We start from the raw sequence: 15,384 nt of genomic DNA on the forward strand, positions 1-15,384 counted from the left end.
GTCGACGCGGGGGAGCCGGTCGTGCTACCTAGAATCGAGCGCCGCGATGCGCGCGCTGCCGAGGCCGAGGACGTGACCGCCGCGCACCATCTGCTCCTCCGGGTCGCTGTGATCGCCGTCGCCATGGCGACCGCCGCGACGGCGGGCGCGCGCCCGCCGCGCCCCGCGCCGGCCGCCCCGCAGGCGCCCCCGGCTTCGCCCGCCCCGCCGGCCCTGCCTTCCGCGGCTTCCCCCGAGCCCGCGGCCTGGCGCGCGCTCGTCGTGGGCGGCGGCCCGAGGCCGCCCATGAACCAGGTGGCCATCGAAGGCCACATCCGGTACTTCCAGTCGCTGCTCCCGGCCAGGGCGGAGCGGCGCGTCCTCTTCGCCGACGGGCGCCGGGGCACGCCGAGCGTGCAGTTCCTCGACGGCGACCAGACGCGCTACCGCGCGCCCAGGCTGCCGCGCATCGACGGGGCGACCACCCGCCCCGGGTTCGACGCGATCTGGCGCAGGTTCGTCCACGCGCGCCCCGCCGACCCGTTGCTGCTGTATTTCGCCGGCCACGGGAGCCCGGATCCAGGGCACGACCTCGACAACAACGTATTCGACCTCTGGGGCGGCGGAGCGCTGTCCGTGCGCGATCTCGCTGCCCGCATGAAGGAGCTGCCCGCCGGCACTCCCGTCGTCCTCGTCATGGCCCAGTGCTACTCCGGCTCGTTCGCGAACCTCCTCTTCGAGGGCGGCAGGCCCGACGGCGAGCTTGTCGAGCGAGACGTCGTCGGCTTCTTCGCGGCGACCCGGGACCGCCCCGCGTCGGGCTGCACGCCCGAGATCGACGAGGCGGATTACACCGATTTCAGCAGCTTCTTCTTTGCAGCCCTCTCGGGCGTCGATCGCCTCGGGAAGCGCGTCGACGGCGCCGACTACGACCGGAACCAGCTCGTGGGGATGAACGAGGCGTTCGCGTACGCCCTCCTCCACCAGGAGACGGGGGATGTGCCGGTCGCGACGTCCGATGTGTTCCTGCGCCGCTTCGTCAACAAGCCCGATCACGAGACCATGGCGACGCCCTATTCCAGGGTCCTCTCGTGGTCGACCCCGGCGGAGCGGGCCGCGCTCGAGGGGCTCTCGGACGCGCTGGGCCTCCACGGAGAGCACCGGCTCCGGGCCGCCTACGAGCGCGAGTTCGGGCCCCGGGCGGGCAGGAGAGACGTCGAGGACGTGGACTCGGCCCACCGCCTGCGGTTCATCCGGCTCGCCAAGAGCGTGGTGCTCGCGCGGACGCTGCGGCAGAGCGGCAACCGCGCGCGGATCGAGCGCTTCGAGCGGCTGCGCGCCGCGGAGGCGCGCAATCCGCTCGTCGAGGTCAGGGCGGCGAGCCGGGCCCGGCAGGACGGCCGGCGGCGCGCCGCCCGGTGATCCCGGGCTGGCCCCGCCCGCCTGCCCAAGGTGCTATCGGATCATCGGACAGCCGCGCTCGCCGCGGGGCGAGGCGCGCGTGTCATGACGCACGGCTCTCGTCCCGCAGCATCGCGATCAGATCGGTCGAGCCAGGGTCGATCCCCATTTGTGTGAGCAGGGTGGTCACCTGACCCCGGTGATGGGTCTGATGATTGAAGAAGTGCCCCACGGACCACCAGAGCGGAGAGGTGTAGACCGTCCCGCTCCGCGTGTACGTCAGGTCGCCCGCGAGCGCCCGGTCATCGATCTCGTGCACCCAGGCGAGGATGTCCGCGTCCGTCCTGGCGCGCTCGCGGGAGAGATCGCCGAAGTCCGCGTAGAGCTCCTGCGAGAGCGCCGTGATCTCGATGGCCTTCCCGCTCGGATCGCGGGAGGTGAACCGATCCGCGCCGCCGGTGAAGCGCCCCATCCACGTGCGGTCCGCGAGCAGGATATGGTTCAACGTGCCGTGGATCGACCGGAAGAAGGCCCCGCGATCGCGCTTGCGCTCCACGTCGTCGAGCTTGCCGACCAGCGCAAAGAGCTTGTCGTTCATCCACCGGTTGTAGCGAGCCAAGGCGCGGTACTGGTCGATCCAGCTCATGAGCGACTCCTCGTGGTTCGAGAGCAGGCGCGAACGCTACCATGCCCGCCCCCGACGGCGAAACCTGGCCAGCACCGCCGCTATCACCCGCGGCGTCACGGCCGGCGCGCTATCCCGGGACCGCGCGTCGAGGGCGCATCGCCGCCATCGCGCGCAGCCGTCGAGATCGCGCTTGCTAGGTCCGTTATGGCGGACTATTGTCCTCGATAACAGACGCGTGGTGCTCGGGGAGACATTCCATCTGGAGCTGTCTTTCGCCGATCTCCACCTCCTCTCCCAAGGAGCCATGATGGTCAGCCTTTCGCTCGATTCAGCTGTCCTGGCCGAGACGTACGATCGCGTCAGCGATCGGCAGTTCAACCACGGGAAGCTGCTCATCGACGATCTCCAGATTTCCCCGGGCGAGCGCGTCCTCGACGTCGGGTGTGGGACGGGCCGGCTCGGGGCGTACGTCGCCGATCGGGTCGGCCCCTCCGGCGCGGTGGCGGGCGTCGATCCGCTGCCGCTCCGGGTCGAGCTGGCGAACGAGAAGCGCCGGCCGAACTTCCGCGCCAGCGTCGGGCAGGCCGAGGATCTCTCGCAGTTCGCGGCCGGGAGCTTCGATGTCGTGTTCCTGAACAGCGTGCTCCACTGGCTGCCCGAGAAGCTCGGCCCGCTGCGCGAGGCGCGCCGGGTGCTCAAGCGGGGAGGGCGCCTCGGCATCAGCTCGGCCGCCAGGGAGCGCCCGCACGAGTTCGAGCAGGTGATCGAGGGTGTGCTGTCGTCTCTCGGCCTGACCGGCACCGCGGAGACGCTCGGCAGCACGACCTACAAGGTGACCTCGGACGACCTGACCAGCACCCTCCTGCTCGCCGGCTTCGAGGATCCGAGGCTCCAGATCCGCACCTTCACGGACCATTTCGCGGACACGGACGACGTGATCGCGTTCTACCTGGCCAGCTCGTTCGGCAACTTCCTGTCCAACCTCGATCCGGCGGAGGCCGCGGGGGTCAAGGCTGCGCTCGCCGCCGAGCTCGAGCGCCGCCGCGCGTCGGAGGGGATCCGGCTGCAACGTCACCTGATCTTCGCCGTGGCGCGCGCCGACGGCTGACCGGCCGCACCCGGTGCTCGGTCACAGCTGAGCGCGCTCGGGCCTCGGTCTATCGTCCTGGATCGGTCAGCGGCAATCAGAGCCCTCTCCGAGGTAGCGCGCCGGTTGCGTGGTCGCGCGCCTCTGCGAGGATACGGCGCCGGCAGGGGCGGGGAGCCCGGTGAGCGTCCGCGCGCGCTCGACGACGACCGAGGAGCGCTGAGCCCGCCGCTCGGAGGGCAGGTGAGCGAACGACTCGACGTAGAGGTGCTGAGCCGCCGCGAGGAGCTCGAGGCGCTGCGGGAGCCCTGGAGCGCGCTGTGGCATCGCTGCCCGGCGGCGACGGCGTTTCAGCGGCCGGAGTGGCTGATCCCCTGGTGCCGCGCGCTCGGGCCCGAGGACGTGCTCGCCCTGGTCTTCCGGTCGGACGAGGGGCTCGTCGGCCTCGCGCCCCTCGCGGTTCACCGCATCGGCGACGAGCGCGTCGTCGCGCTGCTCGGCGCCGGGATCACCGATTACAACGATGTCCTGGCCGCGTCCGGGTACGAGCGCGCGGTCGCGGGCGCGGCGCTCGCTTGCCTCGAAGAGCGCGCCGACGCGTGGGACGTCGCCGATCTCCACGACCTGCGGGCGTCGTCGCCGCTGCTCCTCGCCGAGGCGCCCCCCGGCTGGTCGGACGAGGTCGAGAAGCACGAGGCGTGTCCGGCGGTGATGATCCCCGAGGGCGTTGCGCCGGACGAGCTGTTTCCGCCGGGGATGCGCGCGCGCGTCGCCCGCGCGCGGAAGCGGCTCGCGCGGGCCGGGGACCTGCGCCTCGACGTGGCCGACGCGGCGACCGTGGACGAGCTGCTCGACGCGCTGTTCGCGAACCACAAGGCGCGCTGGCGCTCGCGCGGCGAGGGGGGCGTGCTCGACGAGGCGCTCCGGCCGTTCCACCGCGAGGCCGCGCGCGCGCTGTGCGCGCGGGGCGCGCTGCGGCTCTTCGGCCTGCGGCTCGACGGGCGGATCATCGCGTCGCTCTACGGGTTCGCCGAGCGCGGTGGGCTCGCGTCGTACATCACCGGCTTCGATCCGGAGCTCGCGTGGTACAGCCCGGGGCTCGTGATGCTCGCCAGCGCGATCGAGCACGCGGCGCGCGAGGGCGCGCGGACCGTGGACTTCCTCCGCGGCCGCGAGCCGTACAAGTACGACTGGGGCGCCGTCGACCGGTGGACGTTCCGCCGGCGGCTGCGGCGCCGGGGCGCGCGCGAGCCCGGGCGGGAGGTCGAGGAGGGCGAGGGCGCGGTGCAGGCCGTGATGTCCGGCGAGGCGTCGCCGGAGGTCGGCCTGGTGCGGCTGCTCGGCGCCGCGGGGGACCTCGAGGCCGCCGCGCGCGCGATTGACGCCGCGCACGTCGCGCACGCCGCGCACGCCGCGCGGCCGGCGGCGGGGGAGGGGGAGGGGGAGCGGGCGGCGCGCCTCGAGGCGCTGCGCCGCTGCCTGGACGAGCGGCGCGCCGCGTGCGCGATCGTGGCGGCGATGCTGGGCGCGCACCGGGACGCGCGCGCCGCCGGGGAGGACGCGCTGGGGGCCTGCCGCTCCGCCGCGCGGCTGTTCGACGAGCTCTGCGAGCGCTCGGAGGAGGCGAGCGTCGCCGCGTACTCGCTCGGCGATCCGGAGATCCTCGAGCGCGCGACGCGGGAGGTGGTCGAGCTCCTCGAGCGGTGGGGCGCGATCGGGGAGGACCGCGCCATCCTGCAGATCGGCTGCGGGATCGGCCGCTTCGAGGCGGCGCTCGCGCCGAGGGTGCGCGAGGCGTGGGGGCTCGACGTCTCGCCGCGCATGATCGAGGCCGCGCGGCGCCGCTGCGCGGGGCGCTCGAACGTCGTGCTCGCGGTCTCGTCGGGCGTCGATCTGGGCGACGCGCCGTCGGCCCGCTTCGATCTCGTGTACGCGGTCGACTCGTTCCCGTACGTCGTCGCCGCGGGCGCGGAGGTCGTGGATCGGCTCGTCGCGGAGGCGCGCCGGGCGCTGCGGCCGGGAGGGGAGCTCGTCGTCCTGGGCTACTCGTACCGCGGCGACCCCGCGCGCGACGCGGCCGACGTCGCGCGGCTGGCGGCCCGCCACGGGTTCGACATCCTCGCGAGCGGCGAGCGGGCGTTCTCGCTGTGGGACGCGCGGGCGTACCGGCTGAGGAAGATCGAGCACCGGTGAGGCGCGCTCGAACCGCGACGTCACGCGGGAGATCGACGCGAGCCCGACCGGGGACGAGGCCTGTCGGAATCCTGCTGACCCGGCGGTCCAGCGAGGAAGAAGCGCTCGCGCGCGCACGTAGCAATCGACACAAGGTGCTTGCCATGAAGACATCGATCCACGGTGCGTTTGCTCTCCTCCTGTGTTGCCTGACCCTCCCCGCGTGTGCCGCCGTCGAGCTCAACCCCGGCGCCGAGAAGGTCATCGTCACCAAGCAGTCGGCCCCGCAGGGGTGCCGGTTCCTGGGGACGGTGATCGGCGAGCAGGGCGGCTCCGTGTCTGGAGCGTTCACCAGCAATGCGAACCTGCAGGAGGGCGCGGTCAACGACATGAAGAACAAGGCCCATGACCTGGGCGGCAACTACGTGGTCCTGGAGAACACGAACGCAGGGACCACCCTCTCCGGCGACCGAGACAGCATCTCTGGCCAGCAGACCGACGTCACCCACATGGGCAACGCGTACAGCTGCCCGCCGCAGCTCGTCGGCCTGTAAGACGCGCCGATCTCGCGAGGTCGCTGCGGCGAGGGTCCGCGGCGCGAGGCTCCCGACGGCGCCGCCGGCGAAGGCCTCATGGCCTCTGGGCCGCGCGGCCCGTCCGGCCGCCGCCGGGGAGGCGCGCTCGACCAGGTGAACCGATCCGGAGCGGCCCGACCGCAACGCGATGGGCCGGGGCTCATCCAATGTCGACGAAGGGCTGGCGGAGCGTCGCCTCGGCGGGGTGCCCGCCGGTCGACCGTACGGCCTGCGCCAGCCGTCGGGATGGCTCCACGGTCGGGCGCGGCCGCTGCCGCGCGTCGATCCGCGCCGAGGGGCCTGCCGCAGGGGGGATGAAGAGATGGAGATGTCGTTGTCCAGGCGTACGGCCGCAGAGTTTCTCGGAACGTTCTGGCTCGTGCTCGGCGGCTGCGGGAGCGCCGTGCTCTCCGCGGCGTATCCCAGGATGGGGATCGGCTTCCTCGGCGTGGCGCTCGCGTTCGGGCTCTCCTTCCTGACGATGGCCTACGCGGTGGGCCACATCTCGGGCGCGCACTTCAACCCCGCCGTGACGATCGGCCTGATCGCCGGCGGGCGCTTCCCAGCGCGGGACCTCCTGCCGTACGTCCTCGCCCAGATCGCCGGCGCCATCGTCGCCGCCGGGATCCTCTATGCGATCGCCAGCGGCGCCGCCGGGTTCGCCGTGCACGCAGGCTTCGCGTCGAACGGCTATGGAGGGCGCTCGCCCGGCGGATACTCGCTCTTCGCGAGCCTCCTGACCGAGATCGTCCTCACGTTCGGCTTCGTGACGGTGGTCCTCGGCGCGACCGATCACGGCGCGCCGCGCGGGTTCGCGCCGATCGCCATCGGGCTCGCGCTCACGCTGGTTCACCTCATCGGGATCCCGGTCACGAACATGTCGGTGAACCCGGCGCGCTCCACCGGTCCTGCCCTGTTCGTCGGCGGAGGGGCGCTGTCTCAGCTCTGGCTCTTCTGGCTCGCCCCGCTCGCCGGCGGCGTGCTCGCGGGCGCCCTCTATCCGGTGCTCGTGGGCCCGAGGCCGGGTCGGGCCGTCGTCACGTCGCCGCCCGCAATCTGACGGAGCAGACGAAACAGACCAGGCAGACCAAGCAGACCAGGCAGACGAGGCCGACGAAGGCGCCGGCGGACACGCCGCGCGAGCGAGCGAGCTGCCCCTTGGCGGTGCGCTCGGCCGCGCGGTAGTCTCGCGCCGCCATGTCCGTGCTGGAACGCATCTGGGATCGCGCTGAGGTCACGCTTGCCGCGGTGGTATCGCTGCTCTTCGGGGCCTCGTTCGGGTGGAATTGCGGCGTCAACAATCAGGTCGTGTACATGCTCGGGTCGCTGCGGCTCGTGCACCCCGACATCCTCGCGCGGGACTGGTTTGCGACCAGCACGACCCACTATCACCCCGCGTTCAAGTACCTGGCTGCCGGGCTCCTCGCGCTCAATGAGAAGGGGTGGGGCGTCGGCATCGCCCAGACCGTGGTCATCGGTGTCGGCACGACAGCCGTCTACTTCCTGCTGCGCACCCTCGTCGATCGCCGCCACGCGCTGCCCAGCTTCCTGCTGCTGGTCGCGTTCGCCACGCTCACGCGCACCTGGGGTCCCTGCGATACCTACGTCTTCGATTTCATCCTCCAGCCCTCGTCGCTGGGCTCCGCGGCGTTCTTGATCTCGGTGCCCCTCTTCGTGCGGGGCCAGTGGCTCGCCTCCGGCATCGCGCTCGCTGCGAGCGGCCTCTTCCACGCCAACTACCTGATCCTCTTCTTCGGCGCCTACGCGCTCGCGCACCTCGGGCTCGGCGTGCGCGACCGGAGAGAGCTCTTTCACCGCGCCGCGCGGCAGCTCCTGCCGCCGCTCGCCGTCCTTGTGCTCTTTGCGCCGATGATCCTCGCCACCGCCGGGGCGAAGGACGCGAGGCTCGCACAGGAGATCTACACCACCATCCGGGCCCCTCATCATTTCGTCATCCAGGGCCGCGAGCGCGAGTTCTTCAGCTTCATCGCGTGGCACCTGCTCGGGCTGGGCGCGGCCTTGCCGCTCACAAGGAACCGCAAGAGCCCTGCGGCGAGGCTGGTCACCCTGATCCTCGCGCTCGTCCTCGTGATCTGGACGTGCGTCGGCCTCTCGGCCCTCGCGGGGCTGCGCCCCGTCACGCAGCTCTTCGCGTGGCGCGTCGCCCCGCACGCGGAGCTGCTCCTCACGGCGCTGGGGTGCGCGGGAGCGGTGCGCGTCCTCCTGGAGCCCTCCGCCGGGCGTCGCTACGGCGTCACCGCGATGGCCCTGATCGTCGGCGGCCTCGGGGTCCTCGCCCTGTACGGCAGCGTCGAGAAGTCCGCGCGCGTCCCGGCGCTGGCCGCCGGGGTCGTGGCCGCCGCCGCGCTGTCCCGGCTCGCCTCGGAGTCCGCCAGGCGCTTCGCGCCCGAGCCCGGCCTCGCGCGCGCCCGCGCGCTCTGGCAGCGCGGCGGCGCGCTCGTGGGGCTCGCCTCCGCGCTCGCCGTCCTGCTCGTCTTTCTCGTGCCGAAGCTCCAGGAGATCCGCCGGAGCTCCAGCGTCCTCTCCGGCCTGCGCGCCGACGAGCGGTCCCTGTACGCCTGGATGCAGGCCAGCACCCCTGTGGACGCGATCTTCCTGACGCCGCCGGAGAGCGAGAAGATGCGCTTCCACGGGCAGCGGCCGATCGTCGTCGACTGGAAGTCGAACCCCATCGTCCCGGGCGACGTGCTCGAGTGGCTCCGCCGGCTCGAGGCCGTCACCGGCCGCAAGGTCCGCGGCCAGAAGGATCTGGACGGCTATGACAGCCTCGACGAGGCCCGCGTCCGGACCCTGCGGGAGCGTTATGGCGTGGATTACGTCGTCTTGCGCCGCGGCCAGAACAAGGCGATAGACGGGTACAAGACCGTCTATTCCAACAGCGGGTTCACCGTGCTCGACGTCCGCGAATAGCGGATCTCGGCCTGGGGCGCCGCGCCCGCCTCGCGCGGCGGCGCCCGGTCCACGCTCTGGTCGATGATCGTGAGCGGGCGCCTGCGCACCTGCTGGTAGATGCGGCCCACGTACTCGCCGATGATCCCCAGGAACAGGGCGTTGATGCTCAGCGAGAGCAGGATGAGCAGCGTGGTCGTCGCGAAGCCAGCAGGCCAGTCCGCGCCATAGATGACCCTGCCGACGGCGTAGCCCCCGATCGCGAGGAGCGTGAGCGCCGAGACCACGAGCCCCGTGTAGGTCGCGACCCGGAGCGGCACGGTCGAGTGGCTGAGGATGCCGTCGAGCGCCAGCCCGACGAGATCCTTCATCCGGAACTTGCTCTCACCCCGCTCCCGCGCGGCCCGATCGTAGGCGATGCCCGTCTGCTTGAACCCGAGCGTGGCCAGCATCCCGCGCAGGTAGGGCTTGGTGTCGTCGACCTGGCGCAGCACCTCGAGCACCCGGCGATCCACGAGCCGGAAGTCGCCCGCGTCGTGGGGCAGGTGATCCTCGCTGAGGAAATCGATCAGGCGGTAGAACACCCGCCGGAGCAGGGTGATCCGATAACCCTCCTTGCGGCTGCGGCGGATCCCGTAAACCACCTGGGCGCCCGCCTCCCATTCCTTCACGAAGTCGAGGATGAGCTCCGGCGGGTCCTGCAGGTCGCAGTCGATCTGCACGGCCGCGTCGCCGCGCGCCTTCATGTACCCCGTGTAGATGGAGCGCTGGAAGCCGAAGTTGCGAGAGAAGCGGAAGACGCGGACCCGCTCGTCCCGCGCCGCCAGCTTCACGAGCTCGTCGAAGGTCCCGTCGGTGCTGCGGTTGTCGGTGAAGACGAGCTCGAAGTCGTACCGATCCGCGATGCGGCGCATCACCGCGGCGACCGCCTCGTACAGCGGGGCCACGTTGCGCTCCTCGTTGTAGACAGGCACGACGATCGAGATCAGCCTGCGCCCGCTCTCCGCGTCGCTCACGGCGCCCTCTCTGCATCGGCGGCCTCGATCATGCGCCGCACCCCCTCGTCGAGCGCGATCCGGGGCCGCCACCCGGTCGCCTCCGCGAAGTGGGATGGATCACCGACGATCCACATGGGCTCGCCGTCCCGGTAGGGGAGGCGCCCGAGGCCCAGATCGCCGCCGGGCCAGCCCGCCGCGCGCGCGACGCGCTCGGCCACCTCGCGGACGCGCACCGGCGCGCCCGAGCACACGTTGTACGCGCGGCCGGACTCGAGGCCTCTCGACGTCGCGGCGGCGATCAGCGCCTCGACCACGTCGTCGACGTAGGTGAGGTCGCGCGCCTGCGCGCCCGGCGTCAGGGCCGGCGCCTCGCCCGCCCTGAAGCGCGCGATGAGGTGAGGGATGAGGCGCGCGGGGCCCTCGCCAGGGCCGTAGACGCCGAAGAGCCGCAGCGCGACGAAGGGGATCCGGAGCCGCGCCGCGACGGCCTTGCCGCAGAGGTAGGCGGCCGCCTTGGCCGCGCCGTAGACGCACGCCGGATCGAGCGGGTGATCCTCGCGGAGGCGCGCGGGCTCCGGGGCCGGGGCGTACTCGGAGCACGAGCCCGCGTGGAGGAAGCGCGCCGGCCGGTGCGGCCCGATCTCCGCGAGCGCCGCGAGCAGGCGCGTCGTCAAACCCACGTTCCCGTCCACCACGAGCTCCGGATCCCGCTCGCTCGGGTTCACCCCGGACGCGGCCAGGTGAAAGACCACCTCGGGCTGGATCGCCGCGACGGCCCGCGCCAGCTCCGGCGTCGAGAACGACGCGACGGGCAGGACCTCCACCCCGGCGATGCCTTCGAGCCGCGCCCGGCGGGGGCTCTCCGCGCGGACGAGGCACGCCGTCCGCGCGCCCGTCGCCGCGAGCCGCGCCGCCAGCGCCGCGCCGATGAACCCCGTGGCGCCGGTGACGAGGACCGCACCGAGCCCGGCGCTCATGCGAAATCGACCCCGTACGCGCGGATCTGCGCGTCGAGCTCGGCGCGGCTCGACGCGGGATCGTCGAGGTACGCGCGGTACCAGCGCGCCGTCAGCGCGACGGTCTCGTCGAGCGTGAGCCGCGGCGTCCAGCCGAGCCGGGCGCGCGCCTTGCTGACGTCGAGGTGCAGCAGCTGCGCCTCGTGCGGGCCGGAGCGGTGCTCGGGCGGCACGAGCCTGAGCGCGCCGCGCCCGAGCTGCTGGATGAGCCGCTCGGCGACGCCGCCGACCGCGCACGTGTCGCCGTCGCGCGGCCCGAAGTTCCACCCGCCCTCGTGGGCCGCGGGCGCCTCGCACAGCCGCCGCGCGAGCAGGAGGTAGCCCCCGAGCGGCTCGAGCACGTGCTGCCAGGGCCGGGTCGCGAGCGGGTTGCGGATGACGATCGGCTCCCCGGCGGCGACGCCGCGCACGATGTCGGGCACCAGCCGATCCTCGGAGAAATCGCCCCCGCCGATGACGTTCCCCGCCCGCGCGGACGCCACCGCCGCGCCGCTGCCGGAGAAGAACGAGCGCCGGTAGGCCGCCGTGACGAGCTCGGCGCAGCCCTTGCTGCTGCTGTACGGGTCGTGCCCGCCCATGGGCTCGTCCTCGCGGTAGCCCCAGACCCACTCGCGGTTCTCGTAACACTTGTCCGAGGTCACGACGACGATGGCGCGCGCGGAGCCCACGCGCCGGCACGCCTCGAGCACGTTCACCGTCCCCATCACGTTGGTCGCGAACGTCTCCGCGGGCTCGCGGTACGAGCGCCGGACGAGCGGCTGGGCCGCGAGGTGCAGCACGATCTCGGGCCGGTGCTCCTCGACGACGGAGAGCAGCGCCGGCAGATCCCGCACGTCGCCGGTCACGGAGGCGACGTCGCCCGCGATGCCCGCGAGCTCGAACAGGTTCGGCCGCCCCTCCGGCGGCAGCGAGAAGCCCACAACGCGCGCGCCCATGAGCGTCAGCCAGCGCGAGAGCCAGCTGCCCTTGAAGCCCGTGTGCCCGGTGACGAGCACCGCGCGCCCGGCGAAGAACGAGGCGCCGCGGCCGGTCATGCCCAGGTCTTCCAGGGCGCCTTGCCGGACTCCCACAGCGACTCGAGGAGCCGCTTCTCCCGCAGCGTGTCCATCGGCTGCCAGAAGCCGTCGTGCCGGTACGCCGCGAGCTGGCCCTCCGAGGCGAGCCGCTCGAGCGGCTCGCGCTCGAGCACGGTGGTGTCGTCGGTCATGTACTCGAGCGCGCGCCGCTCGAACACGAAGAACCCGCCGTTGATCCAGCCCTCGCCGGACTGGGGCTTCTCCGAGAACTCGCGGACGAGGTTGCCCTCGAGCGAGAGCCCGCCGAAGCGCGCCGGCGGGCGGACGGCCGTGACCGTCGCGAGCTTGCCATGGGACTTGTGGAACTCGACGAGGCGGCGGATATCCACGTCGCCCACGCCGTCGCCGTAGGTGCACATGAAGCGCGGGCCGTCGAGCCACGCGTCGAGCCGCCGGAGCCGGCCGCCCGTCATCGTGTTGAGCCCGGTGTCCACGAGGGCCACCGTCCAGTCCGGCGCGGCGCTCCGGACGAAGCGCTGGGCGCCGTCTCGCAGATTCACCACGTAGTCCGCGCTGCGAACGTAGAAGTTGTGGAAGTAATCCTTGATGACCTCGCCCTTGTAGCCACAGGCCACGACGAAATCGTTGAACCCGTGGTCCGCGTAGATCTGCATGATGTGCCAGAGGATCGGATACGGGCCGATCTCGATCATCGGCTTCGGGCGAGCCTCGGTGTGCTCGGCGAGCCGGCTTCCGAAGCCTCCGGCGAGCAGGACGACCTTCATGGGTTCCATGGGGCGCCGGAGGATAGATCAGAACGAAAGAACTTACACGGCGCGAACCGCGGGCGATGTGCTTCGCTACCTCGGGCAGCGGGGCCGTGGTAGACGCGGCCGCATGAGCATGGCGAAGCCGGCGTCGCTGCGAGGCCTCTTCCGGTCAGGGAGCCTGCAGAGGCATCGCCTCGCGATCGCGGCGTCGCTCCTCGTCGCGCTCGGCTGCGCGTGGGTGCTGCGCGTCGGGGGGCTGCCCGTCGTGCCGGACAGGGCCGCGTTCGCGGGCGTGACGTGGTGGGCGCTGGCGCTGCACGGCGCGCTCTATGTCGCCGCGCTCTACCTGCGATCCCACCGCTGGACGTGGTTGCTCGCGCCCATCGAGCCCGTGCCGCTCCGGCGCGTCGTCGCCGTCTCCTTCATTGGTTATGGCGCGCTCGTGCTGATGCCGTTCCGCACCGGGGAGGCGGTGCGCCCGCTGCTCATCCGCCGCCGCGGCCTGTCCGCGTGGGCGGCGGCGGGCACGGTGGCCGCCGAGCGGATCATCGACGGCCTGTTCCTCAGCGCGCTGCTCCTCGCCGGGCTCGCGCTCGCGCGCCCCCGCGAGCCGCTCCCGGATCGGATCGGCGATCTCGCCGTCCCCGCCGCCGCCGTCCCGCGCGCCGCCTACCTGGCGCTCGCCGTCTTCGGCGCGGCGTTCGTCGCGATAGGCGTCTTCTATTTCCGCAGGGCCTGGGCGCGGCGCGCGACCGAGCGCGTGGTCGGCCTCGTCTCGACGAAGCTCGCGGGCCGCCTGGCCGACGCCGTGGAGCGGGTCGCCTCGGGCCTCGGCTTCCTGCCCCGGCTCCGGTACACGGCCCCGTTCCTCCTGGCGACGGCGGGGTACTTCCTCCTGAACGTGTGGGCGATGCAGGTCGTGGCCTTCGGGTGCGGCCTTCTGCCCATCGACTTCCCGCGGGCGGCCGTCCTCGTCGGCGTGCTCCACCTCGGCGTCCTCCTCCCGAACGCGCCGGGGTATTTCGGCACGTTCCAGATGGCGGTCTATGCGGGGCTCTCGCTCTACCTCGCGCCGGAGGTCGTGATGGGCCCCGGCTCGGCGCTCGTCTTCTCGACCTACTCGCTGCAGGTCGGGCTCGTTGTGCTGCTCGGCGCGATCGCGCTCGCGGTGGAGGGCGCGCCGCTGAGCCAGGCGTTCGCTGAAAATCCGGCCGAGGACGTGAGGCCGCAGGGGCTACCCTCGCCGCCGGGCGCGAGCTAGGCTCGCCGCCCTTTCATGGCGCTCTCCTCCCACCTGCTCGATCGCGGCCATGCCGCCCTGTACGTCCTCTCCCAGCGCCTCGTCGGGGCCGACCTGGCCCGGCGCGCGTGCCTCGAGGCGCTCGATCTGCGCCCCGGCGATCGCGTGCTCGATATCGGCTGCGGCCCTGCGTACTACTTCGATCGCCTGCCGGCGGTCGACTACCACGGGTTCGACACCGACCGACGCCACATCGCGGCGGCCCGCGCGCGCCACGGGGATCGGGCCAGGTTCTACGACGAGCCGTTCGGCGAGCTGCACGCGCGCGCGCTGGCCCCCTTCGACCGGGTGCTGATGCTGGGCCTCTTGCACCACGTGGACGACGAGGTGGCGAGCTCGCTGCTCTCCCTGGTCGCGCGCTCGATCCGCCCCTCGGGCCGCGTGATCACGCTCGACACCGCCTTCTGGGAGGGCCAGTCCTCGCTGGCGCGGCTCATCGCGAAGAACGATCGCGGCGACTACATCCGCACCCCGCAGGCGTTCCGGCGGCTCGCCGACCGGTCCTTCGGCCGGATCGAAGAGCGCTTCGTGGGCGACACCCTCAGGATGCCCGCCTCCCATTTCATGATGAGCCTCGAGGCGCCGCGGGTCGCGTAGCCGTCCGGGCGAGCCGCCGAGCTAGCCGCCGAACCGGTCCCACGCGAGCTTGGCCGTGAGCGTGAGGCCGAGCGCGACGACGAACCACCGCACCTTCCTGGGCTCGATGCGGCGGGCGACCACGGCGCCGGCGAGCGAGCCGACAACCGCCGCCGCCATCATGATCGGCGTGGCGACCGCGTCGACCGCGCCCGCGAACAGGAACGCGAGCGCCGCCACGCCGTTGATCAGGCTCGCGAGCACCGTCTTGATCCCGTTCAGCCGGTGGATGTCCACGTCGCCCGCGAACGAGGAGAGCAGCGCGAGCATCATGATGCCGATGCCCGCGCCGAAGTAGCCGCCGTAGACGCTCACGAGGAACTGGAGCAGGAACACGAGCCACGGCCGCGAGGGCAGCGCGAAGCGCTCCGCGCCGGGATCCGCCGCGGGTGACGGCGCTGCAGAGGGCTTCGCCGGGCGCAGGTTCTGCCAGAGCAGGAGCAGCGTCGCGAGGAGCACGAGCCCGGGCACCGCGGCGTCGAACACGCGCTGCGGCGTCACGAGCAGGAGCGCCGAGCCCACGACGCCGCCGAGCAGCGAGGGCAGGAACAGGACGCCGAGGACCCGGTAGTCCCGGGAGAGCTCGCGGCGATACGCCCACGCCGACGCGAGCGACGCCGGCGTGAGCGCCACGGCGTTCGTCGCGTTCGCCGCGAGCGGGGGCAGCCCCGCCGCGATCGCCGCGGGGAACGACACAAGCGTGCCGCCCCCGGCCACCGCGTTGATGGCGCCGGCCACGGCGGCGCCGCCGGCGAGGAGTGCCGCTCGGGTCAGATCCACGGCGCGAGATCGCCCGAGCCCCGCCGGCCTGTCAACCGCCGCGCTTGAGGGGGCGGGCGCGGCGCCCCTAGGATGACATTGCGGCCGACCCCGGCCGCCGCACCTCCTCGGAGAGC

14 protein-coding genes are annotated in these 15,384 nt (G+C 72.7%); 8 read left to right on the forward strand and 6 right to left on the reverse strand.

Annotated elements, in window-relative coordinates; all coding sequences use genetic code 11:
* Nucleotides 1-21: 21 nt before the first annotated feature.
* Nucleotides 22-1,401, forward strand: a complete 1,380-nt coding sequence (locus WMF45_RS10980) for a hypothetical protein (protein ID WP_437716862.1) — start codon at nucleotides 22-24, stop codon at nucleotides 1,399-1,401.
* Nucleotides 1,402-1,483: 82 nt separating this feature from the next.
* Here the strand turns inward: WMF45_RS10980 and WMF45_RS10985 are convergent, their stop codons facing one another.
* Complete coding sequence (locus WMF45_RS10985; RefSeq protein WP_437716863.1) at nucleotides 1,484-2,026, reverse strand: DinB family protein; 543 nt, start codon at nucleotides 2,024-2,026, stop codon at nucleotides 1,484-1,486.
* 286 nt (nucleotides 2,027-2,312) lie between these two features.
* Between WMF45_RS10985 and WMF45_RS10990 the strand changes: the two genes are divergently transcribed.
* The 5 genes from WMF45_RS10990 to WMF45_RS11010 all read left to right on the forward strand — a co-directional run bounded on the left by WMF45_RS10990 (nucleotide 2,313) and on the right by WMF45_RS11010 (nucleotide 8,773).
* Entirely contained in the window at nucleotides 2,313-3,116 is an 804-nt protein-coding gene (locus tag WMF45_RS10990; protein ID WP_437716864.1) for a class I SAM-dependent methyltransferase, read from the forward strand.
* A 222-nt stretch (nucleotides 3,117-3,338) separates the two neighbouring features.
* The gene (locus WMF45_RS10995) at nucleotides 3,339-5,288 is read left to right on the forward strand and encodes a GNAT family N-acetyltransferase (RefSeq protein ID WP_437716865.1); all 1,950 of its coding nucleotides are present in this window, start codon (nucleotides 3,339-3,341) and stop codon (nucleotides 5,286-5,288) included.
* Between the two features lie 143 nt (nucleotides 5,289-5,431).
* Nucleotides 5,432-5,821, forward strand: a complete 390-nt coding sequence (locus tag WMF45_RS11000; protein ID WP_437551736.1) for a DUF4156 domain-containing protein — start codon at nucleotides 5,432-5,434, stop codon at nucleotides 5,819-5,821.
* 349 nt (nucleotides 5,822-6,170) lie between these two features.
* A complete protein-coding gene (aqpZ, locus tag WMF45_RS11005) occupies nucleotides 6,171-6,902 on the forward strand; it encodes an aquaporin Z (protein ID WP_437716866.1) in 732 nt (243 codons plus the stop codon).
* Between the two features lie 137 nt (nucleotides 6,903-7,039).
* Nucleotides 7,040-8,773: a DUF6798 domain-containing protein gene (locus tag WMF45_RS11010; RefSeq protein WP_437716867.1), complete on the forward strand. Its 1,734-nt coding sequence runs from the start codon at nucleotides 7,040-7,042 to the stop codon at nucleotides 8,771-8,773.
* Here WMF45_RS11010 and WMF45_RS11015 read toward each other — a convergent pair.
* Genes WMF45_RS11015 through rfbF form a run of 4 tightly spaced genes read right to left on the reverse strand, consistent with a single transcriptional unit; the run spans nucleotide 8,731 to nucleotide 12,567 of the window.
* A complete protein-coding gene (locus WMF45_RS11015) occupies nucleotides 8,731-9,768 on the reverse strand; it encodes a glycosyltransferase family 2 protein (protein WP_437716868.1) in 1,038 nt (345 codons plus the stop codon). The genes WMF45_RS11010 and WMF45_RS11015 overlap by 43 nt on opposite strands.
* On the reverse strand, nucleotides 9,765-10,727 hold the full coding sequence (locus WMF45_RS11020) for an NAD-dependent epimerase/dehydratase family protein (RefSeq protein WP_437716869.1): 963 nt from the start codon (nucleotides 10,725-10,727) through the stop codon (nucleotides 9,765-9,767). The genes WMF45_RS11015 and WMF45_RS11020 overlap by 4 nt, the downstream gene beginning before the upstream one ends.
* Complete coding sequence (gene rfbG, locus WMF45_RS11025) at nucleotides 10,724-11,800, reverse strand: CDP-glucose 4,6-dehydratase (RefSeq protein ID WP_437716870.1); 1,077 nt, start codon at nucleotides 11,798-11,800, stop codon at nucleotides 10,724-10,726. Before rfbG ends, WMF45_RS11020 begins: the two co-directional genes overlap by 4 nt.
* The gene (gene rfbF, locus WMF45_RS11030; RefSeq protein ID WP_437719520.1) at nucleotides 11,797-12,567 is read right to left on the reverse strand and encodes a glucose-1-phosphate cytidylyltransferase; all 771 of its coding nucleotides are present in this window, start codon (nucleotides 12,565-12,567) and stop codon (nucleotides 11,797-11,799) included. Before rfbF ends, rfbG begins: the two co-directional genes overlap by 4 nt.
* A gap of 112 nt (nucleotides 12,568-12,679) precedes the next feature.
* Between rfbF and WMF45_RS11035 the strand changes: the two genes are divergently transcribed.
* Nucleotides 12,680-13,813: a lysylphosphatidylglycerol synthase transmembrane domain-containing protein gene (locus tag WMF45_RS11035; protein ID WP_437716871.1), complete on the forward strand. Its 1,134-nt coding sequence runs from the start codon at nucleotides 12,680-12,682 to the stop codon at nucleotides 13,811-13,813.
* A gap of 15 nt (nucleotides 13,814-13,828) precedes the next feature.
* Nucleotides 13,829-14,449, forward strand: a complete 621-nt coding sequence (locus tag WMF45_RS11040; protein ID WP_437551752.1) for an SAM-dependent methyltransferase — start codon at nucleotides 13,829-13,831, stop codon at nucleotides 14,447-14,449.
* Nucleotides 14,450-14,470: 21 nt separating this feature from the next.
* On the opposite strand, the gene WMF45_RS11045 is transcribed toward WMF45_RS11040, so the two are convergent.
* Nucleotides 14,471-15,268 carry a sulfite exporter TauE/SafE family protein gene (locus WMF45_RS11045; protein WP_437716872.1) on the reverse strand — a complete coding sequence of 266 codons (798 nt, stop codon included), beginning with the start codon at nucleotides 15,266-15,268 and terminating at the stop codon, nucleotides 14,471-14,473.
* Nucleotides 15,269-15,384: the final 116 nt, after the last annotated feature.

The sequence above is a fragment of the Sorangium sp. So ce448 genome (genome assembly GCF_051520915.1).
Taxonomy (GTDB): Bacteria; Myxococcota_A; Polyangia; order Polyangiales; family Polyangiaceae; genus Sorangium; species Sorangium cellulosum_B.